Origin of the sequence: Burkholderia semiarida (assembly GCF_029268935.1) — a bacterium.
GTDB lineage: Bacteria > Pseudomonadota > Gammaproteobacteria > Burkholderiales > Burkholderiaceae > Burkholderia > Burkholderia semiarida.
In genome coordinates, this window is record NZ_JAHLCL010000007.1 from 406,474 (window position 1) to 428,945 (window position 22,472).

Genomic DNA, 22,472 nt, shown 5'->3' on the forward strand with positions numbered 1-22,472 from the left:
TCTATGCGTGCCGGTCTGATCTCCGAGGAATCGATCAAGACCGCCCTGACCGAAGCCAAGGGGGATATCTTCCTGTCTGCCTCGACGCTCGACTGCACGGCGCAGGAACTTGACCGGTATATCCGAGCATCTGCTGAGCTACAGCAATTTGCGGCGACGATCGAGAAAGTGAAGATCGATCCGGCCTATTCTCGGATGAGTATCGAACAGTTCGAGAATCGTCTTGCAGACCTGAGTCTCGCCTATAAGGTCGTCGGCATCGAGGAACTGCACAATCTGGCCACGATGTCGCACAAGGACAGTGCGGCGATGGCGAAGGTCAAGCTGCAGGCCGCAATAGCGCTGCGAGGTGGTCACCAACAGGTCGTCGGCGATCGAGAGCTGGATCAAGCTCTTTCCGAGCTAAACCAGCTTTATCACCAGAACGCGCCACGAATCAAAGAAATCCGGCAGACCGTCGTCAAGCTTGAAGATGGTCGGGAAGCGACTCAACGAGTGATCGAACTTCAGCAAGATCAGCAATAGCCTGTTGGCGCTTGCGCTCGAGCAGGTCCCAATCGGGCTCGTCGCTTTGGTAGACCTGCCACTTCGTCAACGAGATGTGTCCGAGGCGCGCCATCTCCTTGATGGCGGCCTTATGACCTTCCTCTCGGACCACCTTCTTTAGCTCCGTGCGGCCGCGTCCGATCCATTCCCACGCCGGCAACAGGCCGCGCGCTTCAGGAGCCAGCCGCGGGCGCATTTCCCATTCCTCTACGGGCTTCAGACTCTTGCGCATGTAGGTGACGCGCTGGCGGGGGATGCCGGTTTTCGACTCGAGCTGCACATCCGTCAACCGCTGTCCTCGACACGCGGTCCAAATCGCGCGCAGGTCATCGACGCGTGGCGTGCGGAGGTCGATGCATTCTTCATGTACGCGCCAGGTATGCGGGATCGGAATTACGGTGTATTCCGACGTGTTCGCGTAGGAGCGTGTCAACCTTCCCATGGTCATCGGGCATTCCACGAAGACGAGCACGTCCGCCGGGCCGGCACGATCCGAATACGTGTAGCGATCGAGCAACACGCCACCGTCGGCCTGCCATCTCGCCAGTTGCCCGGCGCTTGCACGATCCCACCACGCCCACACGTAGACCGGGAGATCGGCGATCGATGCGCTCTTAAAGAATGCCGGCTTGATCGTGGTGTATCCGCGGTTCACGAGCACGTGAGTGAAATCAGCGAATGCCTTGCGGATCGAGCCGGCAGTATCGGAAGTCGCATAGAGCTTCACTGCGTCGTCATTTCCTGAGGCCGCCTTGAGCTTGCGATGCTGGGCATGGTGCCTCCGGTGCCTCGCATGCCCGGAGTACCGGGCCAATCTGGCCGCCGGCCGTCGCGTTGCGGGCTACCAGAGGACCGGGGTCGTCGCCGCCGCCGCATGCGGCACATGCGAGCAGTACAGTGACGGCCAACGAGAAACGAAATGCCCCAACGAAGTTCTTTGCCATGACGATCTCCTTGCGCGATGATGGAATCCGTCGATGTGTTGTGCCGATGAGACACAAACCCGACAGGTTGAGCGCGAGGGGGCATATGCGGGGGCATCCTGAAAAAACGAACTCGCGGAATGCCAATAGTAGAAAGGCAGAGCGCTTTTAATGTGGCTCCGGCCTCACGCACCAGAAGTCGAACGTGCCCCGTCACGGGCCGTTCGCGAAAAAGCGCTGCCGGTCGGCTGACCGCAGCGCTTTTTTGTTGATGGCCCTCAGCGGCGATGATGCCGTTCGCGCAGGCACGGTAAATCGGCGATGTGTAATATGACGCAACCATTCAGAGCGCTGCGTCGTTCGACAAGCAAGCGCCGCGCGTCGCCCGAGCGCGCCGCTTCGTCGTTTCCGCCACGCCTATTCCCAGAAGCTGCGGATCGCGACGGCCACGATCACCGGCACCGAGAACACCAGCGGAATCGCGAAATACTGCGCTTCGCGATCGACGACCCAGCTATAGATCACCCACGCCGCACCGATCGCGAACGTGATCAGGCCGACCGTCACGGCGGCGATGTTCAAGGCCAGCTTCGACGGCTGGCGGCGCGTTTTGGTGTTGTCGTCGTGATCGCGCGGGGACGATTTCATCGGAAGAGTGCGGCCTCGTGCCGGAACAAGGGTAAAGGCACAGGAAACCCCATCCGCGCGGATCGCGCAAGGGCCGGCGCGGGCCGGCCCTTGCCACGTCCGTTCCCGCCCGTTACAACCCGAACGACGCGGCCAGTTCGTCGAGCAGTTCGCGCTGAAACGCGACGAACCGTTCGCCCGGCTGCTGCGCGATCGCGAGATCGAGCATCGGATCGGCGACCTCGGTGCGAATGCCGGCCAGTTCCTCGACGATCGCGAGCCCGCAGAACGGCACGTACGCCTCCGAATAGCCGCCTTCGTGAACGATCACGAGCCGCCCGCCGCAATGGCGCTGCGCGGCGTCCTTCACCGCGCGGGTCATGAACCGGTAGCTGTCGGTATGCAGTTGCATGCGCGCGAGCGGATCGACCGCGCTCGCGTCGAGGCCGCTCGCGACGACGATCAGCTCGGGGCGAAAACGGGCGAGCGCCGGCAGCACGATCCGATCGAATGCATACCGGTAGGCATCGTCGCCGCTGCCCGCGAGCAGCGGCACGTTCAGGTTCGCGCCGATGCCCGCGCCTTCGCCGCGGTCGTCCGCGCCGCTGTAGCCGGGCGGAAAGCAGCGATCCTGGTGCAGCGAGATCGTCAACGTATCCGGATCGTCGTAGTAGATCGACTGCGTGCCGTTGCCGTGATGCACGTCCCAGTCGATCACCGCGACGCGCTCGATGCCGTGCTTCGCGCGCGCGGCCTCGATCGCGATCGGGATGTTCGCGAGCAGGCAGAAGCCCATCGGGCGGTCGCGCAGGCAATGATGGCCGGGCGGACGCGACAGCGAGAACGCATTCGCCGCGCGCTCGCCGACGACCGCGTCGACCGCCGCGATCGCGAGGCCGGCCGACAGCGCGGCGATCTCGTAGCTGCCCTTGCCGAATGGCGCGAGATCGCCGAGGTCGCCGCCGCTCGCGTCGCTCAGCGCGCGGAACGCGTCGAGATAGTGCGCCGGATGAATGCGCAGCAGGTCGGCCGTCGTCGCGGGCGCCGCGCCGCGCAGGTCGAGCCGGGCGGCCAGCCCCGACGCCTGCACGAGCGACAGGATGCGGCGCTTCGAATCGGGCGATTCCGCATAGCCCGCGCTCGACGGCGGCTGGACCCAGCCGCCGACCGGGAGGAACAGCGCGTGCGTGCCGCCGGTGTGCCAGAAAGTGCGTTCGTCGGTGAAGAAGGCAGTGCGATTCATGGGTGCTTGACCTGTCACGGTTGGGAGGAAACGGAGGGGCGCGCGCGGCGATCGATGTGGCGCAGCGCGGCGAACGACACGATCGCGACGGCCGTCGCGGCCGCGAACAGCGCGCGCATCGTGCCGCCGGCGTCGAGCATCAGGCCGGCCAGCAGCGGGCCCGCGGCGAGCCCCGCGCCGATCACGAAGTTGAGCGTCGCGACGAGCCGGCCAGACGTGTCGATCTGCGCGACCGTCGCGAGAATGAACGGCAGCACGAAGGTCCATGCGAACTTGAACCCGAAGATCGCCGCGCTGTAGCTGCCGCCGTGGCGCATCGCGGCGAGCGCGACGAGCGATGCCGCGAGCAGCGCGTAGCCGGCCGCGAGCATCGCGCGCCGCGCGAGCCGGCCGCCCGCGCACGATGCGAGCGCCGCGCCGGCGATGCCCATCACGCTCGCGATCGCGAGCACGTTGCCGGTCGACTGCGGATCGAGCCCGGCCTCGGCCGCCGCGCGGCTCGCGAACGTCCATACGCTGCCGATCGCGAGATAGAACGTCAGCACCGCGCCGATGGCGAGCACCACGAAGCTTCGCGGCGTGTGGGGCGCGTCGCCGTGCGCGGTGCGCGCGGATGCCGTTCGCATGCCGAGCGACGACGGAAACCCGCGCGACAGCGGCGCCGCGAGCAGCGCGAGCACCGCGAGCGCGACGTACAGCGCGCGCAGCCCGAACGCGGCGAACACGTGCGGCAGCACGAACAGGCCGATCGCGCCCGCGATCAACTGGCCGACGACCCACAGGCCGTACACGCGGTCGCTGTTTCCGCTCGTCGCGGCGCTGGTCATGCAGAGCACCATCAGCGAGCCGCCACCGAGCGCGGTGACGGCGCGCAGCGCGAGCAGCGCGGCAAAACCGGGCATCCACAGCGCGGTCAGCAGGTTGCCCGCGCCGAACAGCGCGATGGCGAACGCGGCGACGCGGCGCGCGTCGATCCGGCCGAGCCACAGGTACGACGGCACGGTCGCGAGGCTGAACGCGCCGAGTTCGACGAAGAAGTAGGTGCCGATCTGCGATGCGGTCAAGCCGAGCTGCGTCGCGAGCTGGCCGGCGACGGCGGGCGCGACGAGCAGCAACAGCGGCGTGATGGCCGCGAACACGACGAGCGCGACGAGGGTCGAGCGTGCGAACGTCGACGCGCGGACGTCGGGCGAGCGGGCGGCATCCGGGGACAGGATTTTCATGGCGGGATCTCGTCGAGGGAATCAGAACAGGTGGTACATGCCGACCATCGCGCCGAACTGCGACGCGCCGGCAAGCGGTGTCGGGTCGTATTCGTAGACGGTCTGCGAGCTTTGCCCGCCGTTGCGCGCATAGCCGAGGTTCACGTAGGCGACGGTGCGTTTGGACAGCGCATACGTGGTACTCGCGATGAACAGCGTCGGGTGGCCGATCGCCGGCGTGTGCGAATCCGTGTGGTAGACGCCGGCGTTCAGGCCGATCCCGTTCGACATCAGGTAACGCGCACCGCCCCACACGATCGTGCGCGCCGCGTCGAGGTCGCCGGTCAGGCGTTCGACGCCTGCATGGACGGTGAGCGGCAGCGTCGCGAACGCATAGCGTGCGGCGAGCGTGCCGAGTTCGCGACGCCGTGCGGATGCGTCGCCGGCCGCCGATACGTCGCCGTGCGCCTGGTGCAGCACCGCGCCGACCGACAGGCCGTTGCTCGTGTACTGGCCGCCGAGCTCGAGCACGCGGCCGGCGCGCGTATTGCCGGCGACGCCGGAGGTTGCGGCGAGCGCCTCGACGTCGAAGCCGGCAAAGGTCGGCGACTGGTATTTGACCGAGTGGTCGATGAAGTTCGCGTTCATCGGCACGAGCACGCCCTGGCCGCTGTACGACCCATACCAGAGCGGGTCGTAGAACAGCGTCTTGTCGAACAGCACGCTGAACTGGCGGCCGAGCGTGACGGTGCCGACCGGCCCCGCGATCCCCACGTATGCGCCGCGAAAGAACGCATAGCCGGGCACGGTCGCGGTGCCATCGTTGAGGTTGAGGCCCTGTTCGAGCTTGAACAGCGCACGCCAGCCGCCGCCGAGATCCTCGTGGCCCTTGATCCCGATCTGCGAAGGCAGGATGCCGTAGTTTTGCAATCGCACGGCGGACTGATGTCCGTCGGCGTGCGTCAGGTACTGCACGCCGGCGTCGAGCGCGCCGTACAGCGTGAGGGCGGACTGCGCGTGCGCGGCGCCGCCGCATGCGGCGAGCGTCGCGGCGGCCGCGGCCATGCGGATGAAGCGGGGTGTCGTCACGTGGGGTTCTCCATACCGTGCTGCATCGAGTTGTCGTTGGTGTTGTCGCGACGCAGTGTCCGTAGCGGGAAAACCTTCGAACAGTCGTCCAGATGAACGGTGCGGAAAACCCGCGGTGCCCCGCATGAACGCCGTGCGATGCCGTCTCGCGCGGTGCTGCGTAGCAGCAATGCGCGGTGCACCGTTCAAATGGATGGGGTTGACGAGCGTTCCGGCACCGTGGCCCGCCAAAAAAGCGGCTCGCTATAATCGGCCGTGTCGTTGCGCACATCAGCAGCCCGAGCGGGCAGGGGAGCGGAAAGTGAGGATCACGACGGATATCGGGCAGGACCTCGACGCGCTGCGCGACGTGCCGGCCGCCATCGTGCTCGACGAATTCGCGTGGCCGACGCGGCCGTCCCGGCGCGCCGATTTCGACGGCGTCACGCGTGGCGACGCGCCGCAGCGCGAACTCGGCCTGATGCTGCTCGACCTGTACGCGGTGGCCGCGCAGTCCGCCATCGGCGAATTCGAGTACCGGTTCTTTTCGCTGCTGCAGGCCCTCATTCCGTTCGATGCCGCGTGGACGGGCGTCGCGACCCACGTGCCGACCGGCCCTGTGATGCACAACAGCTTTTTGTACCGGTTGCCGCACGCGTTCTTCACCGACTGGAAGCGTGTGCGCGATTGCGATCCGCTCGCGCACCGCACGCTGCACGGCGCGCACGGTCGCGCGGTGCGGCTGACGGTCATCGAGCCGGGGCTCGATGCACGATTTCGCGATTGGTGCGTGAAGTACGGGCTCGCGCAACTGATGTTCGTCTGTACGATCGATCGCCGCTTCGGCCTGACGACGTTCGTGTCGATTTACCGCCAGGGCCTGAATCGGCCGTTCGGCGACAACGACGCACATCGGTTCGAGGAACTCATTCCGCACCTCGCGGCGGCGTTGACGATCAATCGCGCCGCGCAGCTCACGCGCGAACGCGAGCGCGCCGACACGGTCGCCCCGGCCGCGCGAGCGTTGTGCGACAACTTCGGCGTGCTGCACCATGCCGACCCCGGTTTCGACGACGTGCTGCGCGCCGAGTGGCCGGCCTGGGCGGGCCCGCGCGTGCCGGAGGCGCTCGTCGCGCACCTGCGACGCCAGTCGGGCCAGCCGTTCGTCGGCGACGCGCTGCGCATCCAGTGCGTGCCCGTCGCCGGGTTGTTCCAGATCGAGGCACGGCCGCGCTCGCTGCTCGACCGGCTCAGCCCGCGCGAGCTCGCGGCGATCCGCTATTACGGGGCCGGGCGCTCGCACAAGGAAGTCGCGCAGCAGATGGCGATCTCGCCGACGACCGTGCGCCATTACCTGCGCTGCGCGTACCGCAAGCTCGGCATGCACGACAAGAGCCAGATAGCCGGCGTGCTCGGTGCGACGACGGGCGGTACGGCCGACGACGAGGCGGTGGAAGCCGGCGGCATGCCGCGCTGACGCGCACGCATGACCGGGTGCCGCAGGGAGCGCCCGGCGTTGTCGGAATGGTTGTGCCCGCAACTATTGAGCGTTATGCTCGTCTGCTCTCGGAAGACGGAATCCCATCATGAACGACACGAATTCAGGGTCGGTGCGCGCGGCGGTGGTCGGGGTCGGCGCGATCGGCGGATTGCTCGCGGTTGCGTTGTCCAGAGCCGGCATGACGGTGAGCGCGTACGCACGCGGCGCGACGCTCGATGCGCTGAATACGCATGGCGTGCGCGTGATCGACGAGGCGGGCGCGACGTCGTCGGTGCCGGTGCGGGCAAGCGACGATGCGGCCGCGCTCGGCGTGCAGGACTACGTGGTGATCGCGCTGAAAGCGCAGGCGCTGCCGGCGCTGGCCGCGCGCATTGCGCCGCTGGTCGGGCCCGACACCGTGATCGTCGCGGCGATGAACGGGTTGCCGTGGTGGTTCACGCACGGGCTCGAAGGAGCGCTCGACGGCGTGCCGCTCGAGGCGGTCGATCCGGCCGGTGCGGTGTCGGCGGCATTGCCGCCCGCGCGGGCGATCGGCTGCGTCGTGCACTTGTCGTCGAGTACCGACGCGCCGGGCGTCGTGCGGCGCGGGCGCGGCAACCGGCTGATCGTGGGCACCCCCGATCCGCGGCTCGACGTGCCCACGGCGCGGTTCGCCGCGGCACTCTCGGCCGGCGGTTTCGACGTCGAGTCGACGCCCGCGATCCGGACCGAGATCTGGACGAAGCTCTGGGGCAACATGAACATGAACCCGCTGAGCGCGTTGACCGGTTCAACGGCCGAGCAGTTGCTCGATGATCCGTTCACGCAGGATCTGGCGTTGCGGATGATGGAGGAGGCGGCCGCGATCGGCGCGAAGCTCGGCCTGTCCACCGGGATGAGCGGTCCCGAGCGGATCGCGGTCACGCGCAAGCTCGGCGCGTTCAAGACGTCGATGCTGCAGGATTTCGAAGCGGGGCGCCCGCTCGAGATCGGGCCGATTCTCGGCGTGTTTCCGGAACTCGGTCGCAAGCTTGGCGTGCCGACCCCGTACTGCGACGCAGTGCTCGGATTGTTGCGTCAGCGCGCGACGAACAGCGGGTTGTAGTGTGCGCCAGGCCGGCGCGAATGCGCGGCTGCCGGCAACGCGCGCTTCGCGCGAGATCGCCGCGTGATGCAAAACGGGCCGACCGGATCGCGTGTGACGCGACCCCGTGCGGCCAGTCTGATTCATCGGATCAATGCGGCCCGCGGCAAGCGGCCGTCCGGCGATGCCGGGGCCGACGCGACGCTCAGTCGTCGCGTTCGACTGCGTGCGCGACGACCTTGTCGAGCAGCCGCTCGAACGTCTGACGTTCGCTGTCAGACAGGCATGCGAGCAAGCCGTCGTTCCACTTGCGCACGATCGGCATGATCTTGCGATACAGCGCGCGGCCGTCGGCAGTCAGCGCGATCAGCACGATCCGGCCGTCCTCCTCGCTCGCGCCGCGCTCGAGCAGCCCCTGGCGCAGCAGCGCTTCGGCCGCGCGGCTCGCCTGGCTCTTGTCGAGATTGGTGTGGCGTGCGAGATCCATGATCGAGAACGGACCGAACGCGCCGACGGCGGCGATCACGCGCGCCTCGGGCAGCGAAATGTCGAGCTTGTGCCGGTACACCTCGCCGATTCCGCGGTCGGAGTGCTTCGTGAGCACATGGAGGCGATAGGTCAGAAACTGATCGAGCCCGGCTTGGCGGCCTTTCATGTCGAATCCTGAAGAAAAAGGGCGGGCCCGATTGTTCCTGTATCGCGCGCTCGGGTCAACGGTCAGTGTGCGCCGTACTTCAGCCGTGTCAACTGTTCTGCTTCGTTCGCGAGCAGATTCGCCGCATCGCGGATTGCGACGTCGAGCGTGATCGGCCCGGGAGCCGGCGAGAAGCAGCCGGAGAAATGCTCGGACAGGCGCGGCAGCGCGGCCGGATCGACCGCGCCCGACAGCAGCGACGCGGGGACGCCGGCGGCCCGCGCGTGCCGGCACGCGATGAACGGCGCCTTGCCGTGCAGCGTCTGCACGTCGGAGCGGCCTTCGCCGGTGATCAGCCAGTCGGCGCCGGCCAGTGCGGCGTCGAGTCCGACCTGGCGCGCGACCACTTCGGCGCCTGCCTCGAAGCGTGCGCCGAGCATGTGCAGCGCGAAACCGAGGCCGCCCGCGGCGCCCGCGCCCGGCAGATCGCGGCCGCGGCGGTCGAGCGCGGCCTCGAGCAGATCGGCGAAGCGGGCAAGGGCGGCATCGAGGGTCGCGACCTGCGTTGCCGTCACGCCCTTTTGCGGACCGAACACTGCGGTGGCGCCATGCGCGCCCGTCAGCGGATTGTCGACGTCGGACATGCCGATGAATTCGGTTTCCTTCAGTCGTGGATCGAGCCCCGACGCGTCGATGCGCGCGACGTCGGCGAGCCGCGACGGCACCGGCTCGACCGGCTGGCCGCTCGCGTCGAGGCACTGCAGGCCAAGGCCCGCGAGAAGCCCCGCGCCCGCGTCGTTGGTGCTGCTGCCGCCGAGCGCGACGAAGAAGCGGCGCACGCCTTCGTCGAGCAGCAGGCGGATCGCTTCGCCCATCCCGCGCGTGCTGCGCGCATCGACCGGCACGCTCATGCCGACCGGGTCGGTGATGCCGACGATCTCGGCCGTCTCGACGATCGCGGTGCGCGCGTCGATCACGCCGACCGCCGCATCGCGCGCCGCGAGCGACGCGCCGGCCACCCGCAGCGTGCGCCGCGTACCGCCGCCCGCCAGCATCGCGTCGAGCGTGCCTTCGCCGCCGTCGGCCATCGGGCAGCAGCGCACGACGGCGTCGGGCCGGGCACGGCGAATGCCGGTGGCGATCGCGTCCGCGACCTGCTCGGCGGAAAGCGAGCCTTTGAACGAATCGGGCGCGATGACGACGACAGGCGCGGACGGGCGGTGCGGCATGGTGTCTCCAAAAGGCGTGATTGGTATGAAGGTCGGGCCACGACGGTGGCTCGCACGTTATCGGAGCTTACAGGATGGCGGGGCCGGGGAGGATACGCCGTTCGGCATAGCGGCGATCCGCGTGCAGGGGCGTGCGACGGGCCGCAGACAGGGCCGGGACAACCTGTGTCGCGCCGATCTGGCGGTATGAGGAAAATTGTTTGCTAGAATAGTCGATTCTTCCGGCCAAAGCCGTGCTCCGAGCCGCTTGCGCTAGCCATCCGGCGCGTGCAGGGATGGCGTGGCGCCCCGGCGCGGCGTGTGAGTGTGCGCACCTCGCGCCGCAGGCAGGCACGGCAAGGAAAACCCGATTCGCTCGAATAATTTTAGGACGATTGAAGCCATGGCTAACGTTGTTGAGAACCTCGGCAAGCTTGAACGCCGTGTGACGATTTCTTTGCCGAAAGACACCGTGCAGAAGGAAATCGACGCCCGCATCCAGAAACTCGCGAAGAACGTGCGCATGCCGGGTTTCCGCCCGGGCAAGGTGCCGCTGAAGATGGTCGCGCAACAGTACGCGGGTCAGGTCGAGGCGGAAGTGCTGAGCGACAAGATCGGCCAGGAATTCTTCACGATCAGCCGCGCGGAAAACCTGCGCGTCGCCGGCCAGCCGAGCTTCGAGCCGAAGCAGGAACAGGCCGAGGACGCATACGCGTTCGACGCGACGTTCGAGGTCTACCCGGAAGTGAAGATCGGCGATCTGGCGACGGCTGAAGTCGAGCGCTCGACCACGACGATCGGCGACGCCGAAATCGACCGCACGCTGGACATCCTGCGCAAGCAGCGCGTGCACTACCACGCACGCGGCGAAGCCGGCGAGCACGGCGACGGCGGCGCGGACACCGCGGCGAAGAACGGCGACCGCGTGACGGTCGACTTCGTCGGCAAGATCGACGACGTCGCGTTCCAGGGCGGCACGGCCGAAGATTTCCCGTTCGTGCTCGGCGAAGGCCGCATGCTGCCGGAATTCGAAACGGCGGCGCTCGGCCTGAAGGTCGGCGAACAGCGTACGTTCGACCTCAAGTTCCCGGACGACTACCACGGCAAGGACGTCGCCGGCAAAACGGCGCAGTTCACGGTCACGATGAAGAAGATCGAGTGGCCGCACCTGCCGGAAATCGACGCGGAATTCGCGAAGTCGCTCGGCATCGAAGACGGCGATCTCACGAAGATGCGCGCCGAGATCAAGGAAAACCTCGAGCGCGAAGCGAAGCGCCGCACGCAGTCGATCGTCAAGAACCAGGTGATGGACGCGCTGCTGAAGATTTCCGAACTCGACGTGCCGAAGGCGCTGATCGAGCAGGACCAGCAACGTCTCGTCGAAATGGCTCGCCAGGATCTGGCGCAGCGCGGCGTGCCGAACGCGAAGGATGCACCGATCCCGGCCGAAATGTTCGCCGAGCAGGCCGAGCGCCGCGTGAAGCTGGGCCTCGTGCTGGCCGAGCTGGTGAAGGCGAACGGCCTGGAAGCGAAGCCGGAGCAGATCCGCGCGGAAGTCGACGAGTTCGCGAAGAGCTACGAAGACCCGAAGGAAGTGGTCCGCTGGTATTATTCCAACCAGCAGCGCCTCGCCGAGATGGAAGCGTTCGTCGTTGAAAGCAACGTCGTCGACTTCGTGCTGGGCAAGGCAAAGGTGACGGACAAGGAAGTGAGCTTCGAGGCACTCGCGAGCGCATCGGCGCAAGCGTAACTGTCGCTCTTGCGGCGTGCCGGCTGTCGGAGCGACGGCCCGCACGCCGTTTTTACGTCAAGCGCACGGTTGCCATTAATATGGCGATTGAGCGGGCGGCTTCCTTCCGTTCAATTTTCCAATCGAACAAGGTTCATTGAATGATCACTCGCGCTGAATTGCTGGACATGCTTGCTTCGAACGCGCCGCAGGGTTTCGAGGCCCAAGCGCTGGGGCTGGTGCCGATCGTCGTCGAAACGAGCGGCCGCGGCGAGCGTTCGTACGATATCTATTCGCGTCTCCTGAAGGAGCGCCTGGTGTTCATGGTCGGCGAAGTGAACGACCAGACCGCCAACCTCGTGGTCGCGCAATTGCTGTTCCTCGAGAGCGAGAATCCCGACAAGGACATCAGCCTCTACATCAACAGCCCGGGCGGCTCGGTGTCGGCCGGCATGGCGATCTACGACACGATGCAGTTCATCAAGCCGGACGTGTCGACCCTGTGCATGGGCCTCGCGGCCAGCATGGGCGCGTTCCTGCTCGCGTCGGGTGCGAAGGGCAAGCGCTTCGCGCTGCCGAATTCGCGCGTGATGATTCACCAGCCGCTCGGCGGCGCGCGCGGCCAGGCATCCGACATCGAGATCCAGGCACGCGAGATCCTCTACCTGAAGGAGCGGTTGAACAACCTGCTCGCGCAGCACACGGGCCAGGACGTCGAGCGCATCGCGCGCGACACCGACCGTGATAACTTCATGTCGAGCGAGGACGCGAAGGCGTACGGGCTGATCGATCAGGTGCTGCTGAAGCGCCCGTGAGCTTAAACGGGGTGCCGCCCCGATTCGGGCCGGCGCCCTCGAACGTCCCGAGTGCCCTGAGCATCTGCGGCAAGCGCATCCAGCCGGCTCCGGTCGCGCCCTAGGCGCGGCGTCCGGAGCAATCGGCGTATCATGTCATCTACCTGTCCGGAGGCTCTACATTCATGGCGGACAAAAAAGGTTCGAACAGCGAAAAGCTGTTGTATTGCTCGTTTTGCGGGAAGAGCCAGCATGAGGTGAAAAAACTCATTGCGGGCCCGTCGGTGTTCATCTGCGATGAATGTATCGACCTCTGCAACGAAATCATTCGCGACGAGGCGGCTGCCGCCGGCGTCGAGGCCAGCCTGTCCCGGTCGGATCTGCCGAGCCCGCAGGAAATTCGCGACATCCTCGATCAGTACGTGATCGGCCAGGAGCGCGCGAAGAAAATCCTCGCGGTGGCCGTGTACAACCACTACAAGCGCCTGAAGCACCTCGACAAGAAGGACGACGTCGAGCTGTCGAAGAGCAACATCCTGCTGATCGGCCCGACGGGCTCCGGCAAGACGCTGCTCGCGCAGACGCTCGCGCGGTTGCTCAACGTGCCGTTCGTGATCGCCGACGCGACGACGCTGACCGAAGCCGGCTACGTCGGCGAGGACGTCGAGAACATCATCCAGAAGCTGTTGCAGAATTGCAACTACGAGGTCGACAAGGCCCAGCGCGGGATCGTCTACATCGACGAAATCGACAAGATCAGCCGCAAGTCGGACAACCCGTCCATCACGCGCGACGTGTCGGGCGAGGGCGTCCAGCAGGCGCTGCTGAAGCTCGTCGAGGGCACGATGGCGTCGGTGCCGCCGCAGGGCGGCCGCAAGCACCCGAACCAGGATTTCATCCAGGTCGACACGACCAACATCCTGTTCATCTGCGGCGGCGCGTTCGACGGTCTCGAAAAGGTGATCACCGATCGTACCGAGAAAACCGGCATCGGCTTCGGCGCGACGGTCAAGAGCAAGCAGGAACGCGACGCGGGCGAGGTGCTGCGCGAAACGGAACCGGAAGACCTGATCAAATTCGGTCTGATCCCCGAATTGATCGGCCGCCTGCCGGTGGTCGCGACGCTCGGCAAGCTCGACGAAGCCGCGCTGATGAAGATCCTGGTCGAGCCGAAGAATGCGCTCGTCAAGCAGTATCACAAGCTGTTCGCAATGGAGCGCGTCGAGCTGGAAATCCGGCCGGGCGCGTTGCAGGCAGTCGCCCGCAAGGCGATCCGCCGCAAGACCGGCGCGCGCGGTTTGCGTTCGATCATCGAACAGGCGTTGCTCGACGTGATGTACGAGCTGCCGACGATGAAAGGGGTCAGCAAGGTCATCATCGACGAGAACGTCATCGATGGGGACGGCAAGCCCTTGCTGATCTACGAGGACACGCCGAAGGTGGCGGGTTCGAACTGACCGGCTTGCCGACGATGTTCATCGAAAAAGGCCGTTCATGAGTCCGTGGGCGGCTTTTTTTCGTTTATCTTGTGGGTAACTCTGACTCGACACGCGGTGGTTACTTTCTTACCGAATATTTCCCGCACTTGAAGGCTTGCAATTCGTTGTGGCGGCCTCAATTACCGAACAATTGATTCCACTCATGGGGAAATGAAATGTCAGGCACCCAACTTCTCCCGCCGGAACGCATCACGCTCCCGCTGCTGCCGCTGCGGGATGTCGTCGTTTTCCCGCACATGGTCATTCCGCTCTTCGTGGGCCGGCCGAAATCGATCAAGGCCCTCGAAGCAGCGATGGAAGGCGGCAAGCACATCATGCTCGTCGCCCAGAAAACCGCGGCCAAGGATGAACCGACCGAAAAGGACATGTACGAGGTCGGTTGTATCGCCAACATTCTGCAGATGCTGAAGCTGCCGGACGGCACCGTGAAGGTGCTCGTCGAAGGCCTGCAGCGCGCGAAGGCGTTGTCCATCGAGGAACAGGAGACGCAATTCTCCTGCGACGTGATGCCGCTCGAGCCCGATCACGCCGACAGCGCGGAAACGGAAGCGCTGCGCCGCGCGATCGTGTCGCAGTTCGACCAGTACGTGAAGCTGAACAAGAAGATCCCGCCGGAGATCCTCACGTCGCTGTCGGGTATCGACGAAGCAGGCCGTCTCGCCGACATGATCGCCGAGCGCCTGCCGCTCAAGCTCGACCAGAAGCAGCACATCCTCGAGATGTTCCCGGTCATCGAGCGCCTCGAGCATCTGCTCGCGCAGCTCGAAGCCGAGATCGACATCCTGCAGGTCGAAAAGCGCATCCGTGGGCGCGTGAAGCGCCAGATGGAAAAGAGCCAGCGCGAGTACTACCTGAACGAACAGGTCAAGGCGATCCAGAAGGAGCTGGGCGAGGGCGAGGAGGGCGCGGATCTCGAGGAACTCGAGAAGCGCATCAACGCCGCGCGCATGCCGAAGGAAGCCAAGAAGAAGGCCGACGCCGAGCTGAAGAAGCTGAAGCTGATGTCGCCGATGTCGGCGGAAGCGACCGTCGTGCGCAACTACATCGACACGCTGATCGGCCTGCCGTGGCGCAAGAAGAGCAAGGTCAACAACGACCTGTCGAACGCCGAGCAGGTACTCGACGAGGATCACTTCGGCCTCGAGAAGGTCAAGGAACGGATCCTCGAGTATCTCGCGGTGCAACAGCGCGTGGACAAGGTCAAGGCGCCGATCCTGTGCCTCGTCGGGCCCCCGGGCGTCGGCAAGACGTCGCTCGGCCAGTCGATCGCCCGTGCGACGAACCGCAAGTTCGTCCGGATGGCGCTCGGCGGCGTGCGTGACGAAGCCGAGATCCGCGGCCACCGCCGCACGTACATCGGCTCGATGCCGGGCAAGATCCTGCAAAGCCTCGCGAAGGTCGGCGTGCGCAATCCGCTCTTCCTGCTCGACGAAGTCGACAAGATGGGCATGGATTTCCGCGGCGATCCGTCGTCGGCGCTGCTCGAAGTGCTCGATCCGGAACAGAACCACACGTTCGCCGACCACTACATCGAAGTCGATTTCGATCTGTCGGACGTGATGTTCGTCGCGACGTCGAACTCGCTGAACATCCCGCCGCCGCTGCTCGACCGGATGGAAGTGATCCGTCTGTCGGGCTACACGGAAGACGAGAAGGTCAGCATCGCCCAGCGTTACCTGCTGCCGAAGCAGAAGAAGAACAACGGGCTGAAGGAAGGCGAGGTCGAGGTCACCGAACAGGCGATCCGCGACATCATCCGCTACTACACGCGCGAAGCCGGTGTGCGTTCGCTCGAGCGGGAAGTGTCGAAGATCTGCCGCAAGGTCGTGAAGATGCTGCTGCTGAAGAAGGCATCGGGTGCGATCAAGGTCGATGGCGAGAACCTCGACACGTTCCTCGGCGTGCGCAAGTACGACTTCGGCCTCGCGGCGAAGGAAAACCAGGTCGGTCAGGTGACAGGCCTCGCGTGGACGGAAGTCGGCGGCGACCTGCTGACGATCGAAGCTGCGGTGATGCCGGGCAAGGGCAACGTGATTCGTACGGGCTCGCTCGGCGACGTGATGAAGGAGTCGGTCGAGGCTGCGCGTTCGGTCGTGCGCTCGCGTTCGCGGCGTCTCGGCATCAAGGACGAAGCGTTCGAGAAGCAGGACATCCACATCCACGTGCCGGAAGGCGCGACGCCGAAGGACGGTCCGTCCGCCGGCGGTGCGATGACGACCGCGCTGGTGTCGGTGCTGACGGGTATTCCCGTGCGGGCCGACGTCGCGATGACGGGCGAAATCACGTTGCGTGGCGAAGTGCTGCCGATCGGCGGGCTGAAGGAAAAGCTGCTGGCGGCGCATCGCGGCGGCATCAAGCTCGTGCTGATTCCGGAAGAGAACGTGAAGGATCTCGCGGACATTCCGGACAACGTGAAGAACGCGATCGAGATCGTGCCGGTCCGCTGGATCGACAAGGTACTGGAGCTCGCGCTCGAGCGTTCGCCGACTCCGCTGCCGCCGGAAGAAGAAGCGAAGGCAGCGGCGCCGGTCGGCGAGGCGGCGAAGGATGCCGGCTCGACGGAAGTCGTCAAGCACTGAGACCCTGACGACCGTCGTTGTTGACGGTTGTTCACGAAACCCGCGGCGATGCCCGCGGGTTTTTTTATGCGCGTCGGCATCGTGCGAGCGCGGGCGTTAAAAAAATTCACGCACAGGCTTGGCAAAATGATCGGGGATGAATTAAACTTGCGGGCTCGCTGATTGTTGATGCGGAAACGCAGATCGCAGTCGGAACGAATCGGAAACGGGTGCTTAGCTCAGCTGGTAGAGCGGCGCCCTTACAAGGCGTAGGTCGGGGGTTCGAACCCCTCAGCACCCACCAGTTTCACGATTCAGCCAGACCAAGGAGCGGTAGTTCAGTCGGTTAGAATACCGGCCTGTCACGCCGGGGGTCGCGGGTTCGAGTCCCGTCCGCTCCGCCAAACAAACAACAATGCCCGCCTCGTGCGGGCATTGTTGTTTGTGCGTTGTGGGTTTTGCGCCCGCTGGCGGGCGCGTGATTGCGGAGTGGAGGAAGCCGCCTGCGCGGCTTCCGGCGGGACTCGAAGGGCTGCGCTTGCAAGCGCAGCCGCGGCCTGCGGGATGTAGGCGAGTCCCGTCCGCTCCGCCAAACGAACAACAATGCCCGCCTCGTGCGGGCATTGTTGTTTGTGCATTCGGTTTTGCGCCCGCTGGCGGGCGCGTGATTGCGGAGTGGGGGAAGCCGCCTGCGTTTTATCCCGTCCCACCCCGTATGTTGTAATATCGGACGTTTTGTCCAATTTTCCCGTCACGCATGCTCGATTTCTTCCGTAATCACCAGCGCCTGATGATGGCGCTCCTGCTCCTGATCGTGTTGCCGGGGCTGGGTTTCGTCGGGATCCAAGGCTTCCGCGGCTTCTTCGACGACAGTGCGAACGTCGCGGCGGTCAACGGACACAAGATCACGCGGGTCGAATTCGACGGCGCGTTCCGTCAGCAGATCGACCAGGCGCGCCAGGCGCTCGGCGGGCAGTTCGACATCAAGATGTTCGATACGCCCGAGCATCGCAAGCAGGTGCTCGACGGCCTGATTCAGCAACGCGTGCTGGCCGACGAGACGCAACGTCTGCACCTGACCGCCTCCGACAACGCCGTGCGCGACGCGCTGATGAGCGACCCGATGATCGCGTCGCTGAAGAAGCCCGACGGCACGATCGACGTCGAACGCTATGCGCAACTGCTGTCGTTCCAGGGGATGACGCCCGAGCAGTACCAGGAGCGCGTGCGTTACAGCCTCGCGCTGCAGCAGATTCCCGCAAGCATCGTGTCGAGCGCGTTCACGCCGAAGAGCCTCGCGCAACGCCTGTCCGAACTCGCCGCGCAACAGCGCGAAGTGCAGGCGCTCGTGCTGAAGACGAGCGACTTCGCAGCGAAGGTCCAGCCGACCGACGCGCAGCTCGCCGCGTACTACGACGCGCACAAGCAGAGCTTCGCGACGCCGGAAACCGCGACGATCCAGTACCTCGTCTATTCGCCGGCAGCGGCGGCCGCGAGCGCGCAGCCGACCGAGGCGGACATCAAGAAGTTCTACGACGACAACCCGACGCACTTCCGTACCGAAGCGCAGGTGCGCGTGAGCCACATCTTCATCGCCGCGCCGGGCAGCGCGAGCGCGGCCGACAAGGCAGCCGCGAAGGCGAAGGTCGAGCAACTGCTCGCCGACGTGAAGGCGCATCCGGACCAGTTCGCGCAGATCGCGCAGAAGAACTCGCAGGACGCGCCGTCGGCGGCGAAGGGCGGCGACCTCGGCTTCATCACGCGCGGCTCGACCGCGGGCGGCAAGGCGTTCGACGATGCCGCCTTCTCGCTGAAGCAGGGCGACGTCAGCGGTATCGTGCAGTCGGATCTCGGTTTCCACATCCTGAAGGCAACCGAAGTGAAGCCGGCCGTCGTCAAGCCGTTCGCGGAAGTGAAGGACCAGATCGCGGTCGACCTGAAGCAGCAGTACGCATCGAAGGCGTTCTCGGAGAACGCGGAAGGCTTCACGTCGACCGTCTACGAAAAGGCGAAGACGCTGCAGCCGGCCGCGGACAAGTACAAGCTGACGATACAGACGGCCACGGTCACGCCGACGCCGAATCCGCAACTGCCGCCGACGAGCCCGTTGAACAATCCGAAGTTCCTGGCCGCCGTGTTCGCGAACGACGCGGTGAAGAACCAGAACAACACGCAGGCGATCGACGTCGGCAACAACACGCTGATCTCGGCGCGCGTGACCGAGCACAAGCCGGCCGCGGTGCCCGCGCTCGACGCGATCAAGGATGTCGTGCGCCAGAAGGTCATCGCCGAGCAGGCCGCGGAACTCGCGAAGAAGGACGGTGCGGCGAAGCTGGCCGAACTGCAGAAGTCGAAGTCGACGGACGGCTTTACGGCCGCGCAGAAGGTGTCGCGCACGCAGTCGCAGGGCCTGACGCCGGCTGCGCTGAGCGCCGTCTACAAGGTCGATGCGAAGACGCTGCCGGCTTACGTCGGTGTCGACCTCGGCGCGGACGGCTATGCGATCTATCGCGTGAACGCGGTCATTCCGGGTTCGGCGGTCGATCCGCAGCAACTGGCGGCCGCGCAGCAGCAGATGGCGCAGGTCGACGCGCAAAGCGAAGGCGAGGCGTACCTCGCCGCGCTGCGCGATCGCTCGAAGGTGAAGCTGTACGGCAGCACGACGGCCAGCCAGCAGCAGGACGGCGACAACTGAGCGTCGTTTCGCCCGCAACCATCGAAAAGCCCCGCTCGAAGCGGGGCTTTTCGTTTTCCGGTGCGTCGGCTGCGCTCAGCCGCGCGGCTTGCCGAGCAGCGGCTTCAATGTCGGCCACACGTTGTCGAGCAGAATGCCCTGGGCCTGCTGCGCGGGATGCATCTGGTCGGCCTGGAACATCTCGGGCTTGTTCTCGATGCCGGCCAGCAGGAACGGCACGAGCGGCACGCCGAGGTCCTTCGACAGCCGCGTATAGAGCGCGTGGAACTTCTGCGTGTAGTCGGGGCCGTAATTGGGCGGCACGTACATGCCGACCAGCACGACCTTCGCCTGTGCACGCCGTGCGCCGGCGATGATGTCGCGCAGGTTCTGCTCGGTCGTCGCGAGCGGCACGCCGCGCAGCGCGTCGTTCGAACCGAGTTCGACGACGACGATCGACGGCTTGAGCCGCTGCAGCACCGCCGGCAGCCGCGCACGGCCGCCGCTCGTGGTGTCGCCGCTGACGCTGGCGTTCGCGACGCTATAATCGATTCGCTCGGTGGTGAGCCGTTGCCGCAGCAGCGCCACCCAGCCAGTGTCGCGCGGTAATCCGTATTCGGCCGACAGGCTGTCGCCGAGCACGACGATCACGGGCGGGCTCGATGCCGGCGCCGTCGCGGCGCGTGCGGGTACGGTGACGGCCAGCAACGTGCCCAGCAGCGCGGCGGCCGTCGCGCGTCTTTTCCAGCGAAATGTCGTGTCCATGTTCCAGATTACCGATCCGATCATCGAAGTCCATGACGTGTGCAAGCGGGTTGCCGATGCAACGGGCGAGCTGACGATCCTCGACGGCATCACGCTCGCCGTGCAGCCGGGCAGCAGCCTCGCGATCGTCGGCGCGTCGGGCTCGGGCAAATCGACGCTGCTCGGCCTGCTTGCGGGGTTGGACAGCGCGACGAGCGGCACGGTTCGCCTGCTCGGCCGCGCGCTCGACCCGCTCGACGAGGACGAACGCGCGGCGCTGCGCAACGGCGCGGTCGGGTTCGTGTTCCAGTCGTTCCAGTTGATGCCGCACCTGACGGCGCTGGAGAACGTGATGCTGCCGCTCGAACTGCAGGGCGGCATCAGCGCGCGCGACGCGGCCGACCGCGCCCGCGCGCTGCTCGTGCAGGTCGGTCTCGGCGAACGCACCGCGCATTATCCGAAGCTGCTGTCGGGCGGCGAACAGCAGCGCGTCGCGCTCGCCCGCGCGTTCGTAACGCGCCCGGCGATCCTGTTCGCCGACGAGCCGACCGGCAGCCTCGACGCGGCCACCGGCCACGCGGTCATCGACCTGATGTTCGAGCTGAACCGCACGCATGGCGCGACGCTCGTGCTCGTCACGCACGATACCGAACTCGCGCGCCGCTGCGCGACGACAGTCACCATCGACGCCGGGCGCATCGTCGCGCCGCACACAATCGCTCCGCGTGACGCGTGAATGTCGTGCTGGCCGCGCATGGTGAATTGCGCGGCCAGCACGGGTGCGACGCCGTCGCGTCAGTCCTTCTTCAACGCTTGAGCGCCGCACGGGCGCGCTCGATCAGCGCCGTGGTCGACGAGTCGTGCTTCGCCGGATCGACCGATTCGGCCGACAGGTCGGCTTCGACGACCTTGCCGAGAATCTTGCCGAGCTCGACGCCCCACTGGTCGAACGGATTGATGTCCCACACCGTCGCCTGCACGAGCACCTTGTGCTCGTAAAGCGCGATCAGCGCGCCGAGCGTGCGCGGCGTCAGCGCATCGACGAGCAGCGTCGTGGTCGGGCGGTTGCCGGGGAACGTCAGGTGCGGCGCGAGCGCTTCCTTGCCCGGCCCGGCCACCTTGCGCGCTTCTTCGAGCGTGCGGCCGAGCATCAGCGCCTCGCTCTGCGCGAAGCAGTTCGCGAGCAGTTTCGGATGATGGCTCGCCAGCGGATGCTCGGGCGTCAGCACCGCGATGAAATCGATCGGCACGATCGTCGGCCCCTGGTGCAGCATCTGGAAGAATGCATGCTGGCCGTTGGTGCCCGGCTCGCCCCACGTGACGGCCGACGTCGGGTAGTCGACGAAGGTGCCGTCCAGGCGCGCGGATTTGCCGTTGCTCTCCATTTCGAGCTGCTGCAGGTACGACGGCAGGTAGTGCAGCGCTTCCGAATACGGCGCGACGAGATAGCTCTGCGAGCCGAAGAAATTCCGGTACCAGATGCCGATCAGGCCGAGCAGCACCGGCAGGTTCCGCTCGAGCGGCGCTTCGCGGAAGTGGCGGTCCATGTCGTTCGCGCCGGCCAGCAGCTCGTCGAACCGTTCAGGGCCGACCGCGATCATGATCGACAGGCCGACCGCCGACCACAGCGAATAGCGGCCGCCGACCCAGTCCCACATTTCGAACACGTTGTCCGCGGCGATGCCGAACTTCACGACTTCGGCCGGGTTCGCCGACACGCCGACGAAGTGTTTCGCGAGCGCGTCCTCGGGGCAGCCGCGCGCGACGAACCAGTCGCGCAGCGAGCGTGCGTTGGTCATCGTCTCGAGCGTCGTAAACGTCTTCGACACGATGATCGCGAGCGTTTCCTCGGGATCGACCTGTTCGAGCACGCGCGCGAGATCGGCGCCGTCGACGTTCGACACGAAGTGGGTCGAGATCTCGGGCGTCGCGACGTGGTGCAGCGCATGCACGACCATCTTCGGCCCGAGATCGGAGCCGCCGATGCCGATATTGATCACGTGGCGAATGCGCTTGCCCGTATAGCCCGTCCACGTGCCGCCGCGCACGGCGCGCGCGAACGTCGCCATCTTCGCGCGCTCGGCGCTCACCTGCGCGTGAAACGGCGCCTGCGGGTCGGTCGCGCGCAGCGCGGTGTGCAGTGCGGCGCGGCCTTCGGTCGGGTTGACGATCTCGCCCGCGAACATCGCGTCGCGGCGCGCTTCGACGCCCGCGTCGCGCGCGAGCTGCACGAGCAGGCGTACCGTTTCGTCGTCGATACGGTTCTTCGAGAAATCGGCCGCGAGACCGCCGCCGGCAATCGTGAAGCGCTCGGCGCGGGTGGGCGCGCGGTCGTTTTCCGGCGCGAACCAGTCGCGCAGCCGCGCGTGGCGGATCTGTTCGAAGTGGGATTGAAGGGCAGTCCAGGCGGGGAGCGATTTCAGCGTCATGGCGGTTCGAGTGAAGCGTGAATCGGGAGG

At 66.1% G+C, this 22,472-nt stretch carries 18 protein-coding genes and 2 tRNA genes; 11 read left to right on the forward strand and 9 right to left on the reverse strand.

Going from position 1 to position 22,472, the window contains the following annotated elements; genetic code table 11:
* The first annotated feature begins 3 nt into the window (after nucleotides 1–3).
* Nucleotides 4–525: a hypothetical protein gene (locus tag KPB06_RS14905; RefSeq protein ID WP_275920494.1), complete on the forward strand. Its 522-nt coding sequence runs from the start codon at nucleotides 4–6 to the stop codon at nucleotides 523–525.
* Here the strand turns inward: KPB06_RS14905 and KPB06_RS14910 are convergent.
* The 5 genes from KPB06_RS14910 to KPB06_RS14930 all read right to left on the reverse strand — a co-directional run bounded on the left by KPB06_RS14910 (nucleotide 461) and on the right by KPB06_RS14930 (nucleotide 5,606).
* Nucleotides 461–1,273, reverse strand: a complete 813-nt coding sequence (locus tag KPB06_RS14910; RefSeq protein WP_275920495.1) for a hypothetical protein — start codon at nucleotides 1,271–1,273, stop codon at nucleotides 461–463. The two genes, KPB06_RS14905 and KPB06_RS14910, sit on opposite strands and share 65 nt — an antisense overlap.
* 613 nt (nucleotides 1,274–1,886) lie before the next feature.
* Entirely contained in the window at nucleotides 1,887–2,117 is a 231-nt protein-coding gene (locus KPB06_RS14915) for a hypothetical protein (RefSeq protein WP_059585171.1), read from the reverse strand.
* A 112-nt stretch (nucleotides 2,118–2,229) separates the two neighbouring features.
* Nucleotides 2,230–3,339, reverse strand: a complete 1,110-nt coding sequence (locus KPB06_RS14920; RefSeq protein WP_275906145.1) for a class II histone deacetylase — start codon at nucleotides 3,337–3,339, stop codon at nucleotides 2,230–2,232.
* A 14-nt stretch (nucleotides 3,340–3,353) separates the two neighbouring features.
* Complete coding sequence (locus tag KPB06_RS14925; protein WP_275906146.1) at nucleotides 3,354–4,562, reverse strand: MFS transporter; 1,209 nt, start codon at nucleotides 4,560–4,562, stop codon at nucleotides 3,354–3,356.
* A gap of 21 nt (nucleotides 4,563–4,583) precedes the next feature.
* The gene (locus KPB06_RS14930; protein ID WP_476695711.1) at nucleotides 4,584–5,606 is read right to left on the reverse strand and encodes a porin; all 1,023 of its coding nucleotides are present in this window, start codon (nucleotides 5,604–5,606) and stop codon (nucleotides 4,584–4,586) included.
* Nucleotides 5,607–5,931: 325 nt separating this feature from the next.
* Here KPB06_RS14930 and KPB06_RS14935 point away from each other — a divergent pair, with 325 nt between their 5' ends.
* Both KPB06_RS14935 and KPB06_RS14940 read left to right on the forward strand, forming a co-directional pair.
* On the forward strand, nucleotides 5,932–7,086 hold the full coding sequence (locus tag KPB06_RS14935) for a helix-turn-helix transcriptional regulator (protein WP_060316608.1): 1,155 nt from the start codon (nucleotides 5,932–5,934) through the stop codon (nucleotides 7,084–7,086).
* Between the two features lie 109 nt (nucleotides 7,087–7,195).
* Entirely contained in the window at nucleotides 7,196–8,194 is a 999-nt protein-coding gene (locus tag KPB06_RS14940) for a 2-dehydropantoate 2-reductase (protein WP_124861825.1), read from the forward strand.
* 184 nt (nucleotides 8,195–8,378) lie between these two features.
* On the opposite strand, the gene KPB06_RS14945 is transcribed toward KPB06_RS14940, so the two are convergent.
* Nucleotides 8,379–8,828 (reverse strand): MarR family winged helix-turn-helix transcriptional regulator, encoded by a 450-nt coding sequence (locus KPB06_RS14945; RefSeq protein WP_059585177.1) that lies wholly within the window; start codon nucleotides 8,826–8,828, stop codon nucleotides 8,379–8,381.
* Nucleotides 8,829–8,890: 62 nt separating this feature from the next.
* The gene (locus KPB06_RS14950) at nucleotides 8,891–10,036 is read right to left on the reverse strand and encodes a glycerate kinase (protein ID WP_059645528.1); all 1,146 of its coding nucleotides are present in this window, start codon (nucleotides 10,034–10,036) and stop codon (nucleotides 8,891–8,893) included.
* Between the two features lie 382 nt (nucleotides 10,037–10,418).
* Between KPB06_RS14950 and tig the strand changes: the two genes are divergently transcribed.
* From tig to KPB06_RS14985, 7 genes are all read left to right on the forward strand, one after another.
* Nucleotides 10,419–11,765 (forward strand): trigger factor, encoded by a 1,347-nt coding sequence (gene tig, locus KPB06_RS14955; protein ID WP_059585179.1) that lies wholly within the window; start codon nucleotides 10,419–10,421, stop codon nucleotides 11,763–11,765.
* Nucleotides 11,766–11,905: 140 nt separating this feature from the next.
* Nucleotides 11,906–12,559, forward strand: coding sequence for an ATP-dependent Clp endopeptidase proteolytic subunit ClpP (clpP, locus tag KPB06_RS14960; protein ID WP_006496351.1), 654 nt, complete (start codon nucleotides 11,906–11,908; stop codon nucleotides 12,557–12,559).
* A gap of 164 nt (nucleotides 12,560–12,723) precedes the next feature.
* Nucleotides 12,724–13,995, forward strand: a complete 1,272-nt coding sequence (gene clpX, locus KPB06_RS14965) for an ATP-dependent Clp protease ATP-binding subunit ClpX (RefSeq protein ID WP_006489345.1) — start codon at nucleotides 12,724–12,726, stop codon at nucleotides 13,993–13,995.
* Between the two features lie 197 nt (nucleotides 13,996–14,192).
* Complete coding sequence (gene lon / locus KPB06_RS14970; RefSeq protein WP_059585180.1) at nucleotides 14,193–16,616, forward strand: endopeptidase La; 2,424 nt, start codon at nucleotides 14,193–14,195, stop codon at nucleotides 16,614–16,616.
* A gap of 207 nt (nucleotides 16,617–16,823) precedes the next feature.
* Nucleotides 16,824–16,899: transfer RNA gene (locus KPB06_RS14975), tRNA-Val, on the forward strand.
* 23 nt (nucleotides 16,900–16,922) lie between these two features.
* Nucleotides 16,923–16,999: transfer RNA gene (locus KPB06_RS14980), tRNA-Asp, on the forward strand.
* A 353-nt stretch (nucleotides 17,000–17,352) separates the two neighbouring features.
* Entirely contained in the window at nucleotides 17,353–19,290 is a 1,938-nt protein-coding gene (locus tag KPB06_RS14985) for a SurA N-terminal domain-containing protein (protein ID WP_059585181.1), read from the forward strand.
* A gap of 75 nt (nucleotides 19,291–19,365) precedes the next feature.
* On the opposite strand, the gene KPB06_RS14990 is transcribed toward KPB06_RS14985, so the two are convergent.
* Nucleotides 19,366–20,034 (reverse strand): arylesterase, encoded by a 669-nt coding sequence (locus tag KPB06_RS14990; protein ID WP_059585182.1) that lies wholly within the window; start codon nucleotides 20,032–20,034, stop codon nucleotides 19,366–19,368.
* Here KPB06_RS14990 and KPB06_RS14995 point away from each other — a divergent pair.
* A complete protein-coding gene (locus KPB06_RS14995) occupies nucleotides 20,033–20,749 on the forward strand; it encodes an ABC transporter ATP-binding protein (RefSeq protein ID WP_059585183.1) in 717 nt (238 codons plus the stop codon). The genes KPB06_RS14990 and KPB06_RS14995 overlap by 2 nt on opposite strands.
* Nucleotides 20,750–20,819: 70 nt before the next feature.
* On the opposite strand, the gene pgi is transcribed toward KPB06_RS14995, so the two are convergent.
* Entirely contained in the window at nucleotides 20,820–22,442 is a 1,623-nt protein-coding gene (gene pgi, locus KPB06_RS15000) for a glucose-6-phosphate isomerase (RefSeq protein ID WP_059585184.1), read from the reverse strand.
* Between the last annotated feature and the right edge of the window lie 30 nt (nucleotides 22,443–22,472).

Excerpts from the sequence above, each read along its gene's own strand:
- KPB06_RS14905 (WP_275920494.1), top strand. The coding sequence starts at position 4 with ATGCGTGCCGGTCTGATCTCCGAGGAATCGATCAAGACCGCCCTGACC.
- KPB06_RS14920 (WP_275906145.1), bottom strand. The coding sequence starts at position 3,339 with ATGAATCGCACTGCCTTCTTCACCGACGAACGCACTTTCTGGCACACC.
- KPB06_RS14990 (WP_059585182.1), bottom strand. The coding sequence starts at position 20,034 with ATGGACACGACATTTCGCTGGAAAAGACGCGCGACGGCCGCCGCGCTG.
- KPB06_RS14930 (WP_476695711.1), bottom strand. The coding sequence starts at position 5,606 with ATGGCCGCGGCCGCCGCGACGCTCGCCGCATGCGGCGGCGCCGCGCAC.
- KPB06_RS14945 (WP_059585177.1), bottom strand. The coding sequence starts at position 8,828 with ATGAAAGGCCGCCAAGCCGGGCTCGATCAGTTTCTGACCTATCGCCTC.
- KPB06_RS14995 (WP_059585183.1), top strand. The coding sequence starts at position 20,033 with ATGTTCCAGATTACCGATCCGATCATCGAAGTCCATGACGTGTGCAAG.
- KPB06_RS14950 (WP_059645528.1), bottom strand. The coding sequence starts at position 10,036 with ATGCCGCACCGCCCGTCCGCGCCTGTCGTCGTCATCGCGCCCGATTCG.
- clpP (WP_006496351.1), top strand. The coding sequence starts at position 11,906 with ATGATCACTCGCGCTGAATTGCTGGACATGCTTGCTTCGAACGCGCCG.
- clpX (WP_006489345.1), top strand. The coding sequence starts at position 12,724 with ATGGCGGACAAAAAAGGTTCGAACAGCGAAAAGCTGTTGTATTGCTCG.
- tig (WP_059585179.1), top strand. The coding sequence starts at position 10,419 with ATGGCTAACGTTGTTGAGAACCTCGGCAAGCTTGAACGCCGTGTGACG.
- lon (WP_059585180.1), top strand. The coding sequence starts at position 14,193 with ATGTCAGGCACCCAACTTCTCCCGCCGGAACGCATCACGCTCCCGCTG.
- pgi (WP_059585184.1), bottom strand. The coding sequence starts at position 22,442 with ATGACGCTGAAATCGCTCCCCGCCTGGACTGCCCTTCAATCCCACTTC.
- KPB06_RS14940 (WP_124861825.1), top strand. The coding sequence starts at position 7,196 with ATGAACGACACGAATTCAGGGTCGGTGCGCGCGGCGGTGGTCGGGGTC.
- KPB06_RS14985 (WP_059585181.1), top strand. The coding sequence starts at position 17,353 with ATGCTCGATTTCTTCCGTAATCACCAGCGCCTGATGATGGCGCTCCTG.
- KPB06_RS14915 (WP_059585171.1), bottom strand. The coding sequence starts at position 2,117 with ATGAAATCGTCCCCGCGCGATCACGACGACAACACCAAAACGCGCCGC.
- KPB06_RS14925 (WP_275906146.1), bottom strand. The coding sequence starts at position 4,562 with ATGAAAATCCTGTCCCCGGATGCCGCCCGCTCGCCCGACGTCCGCGCG.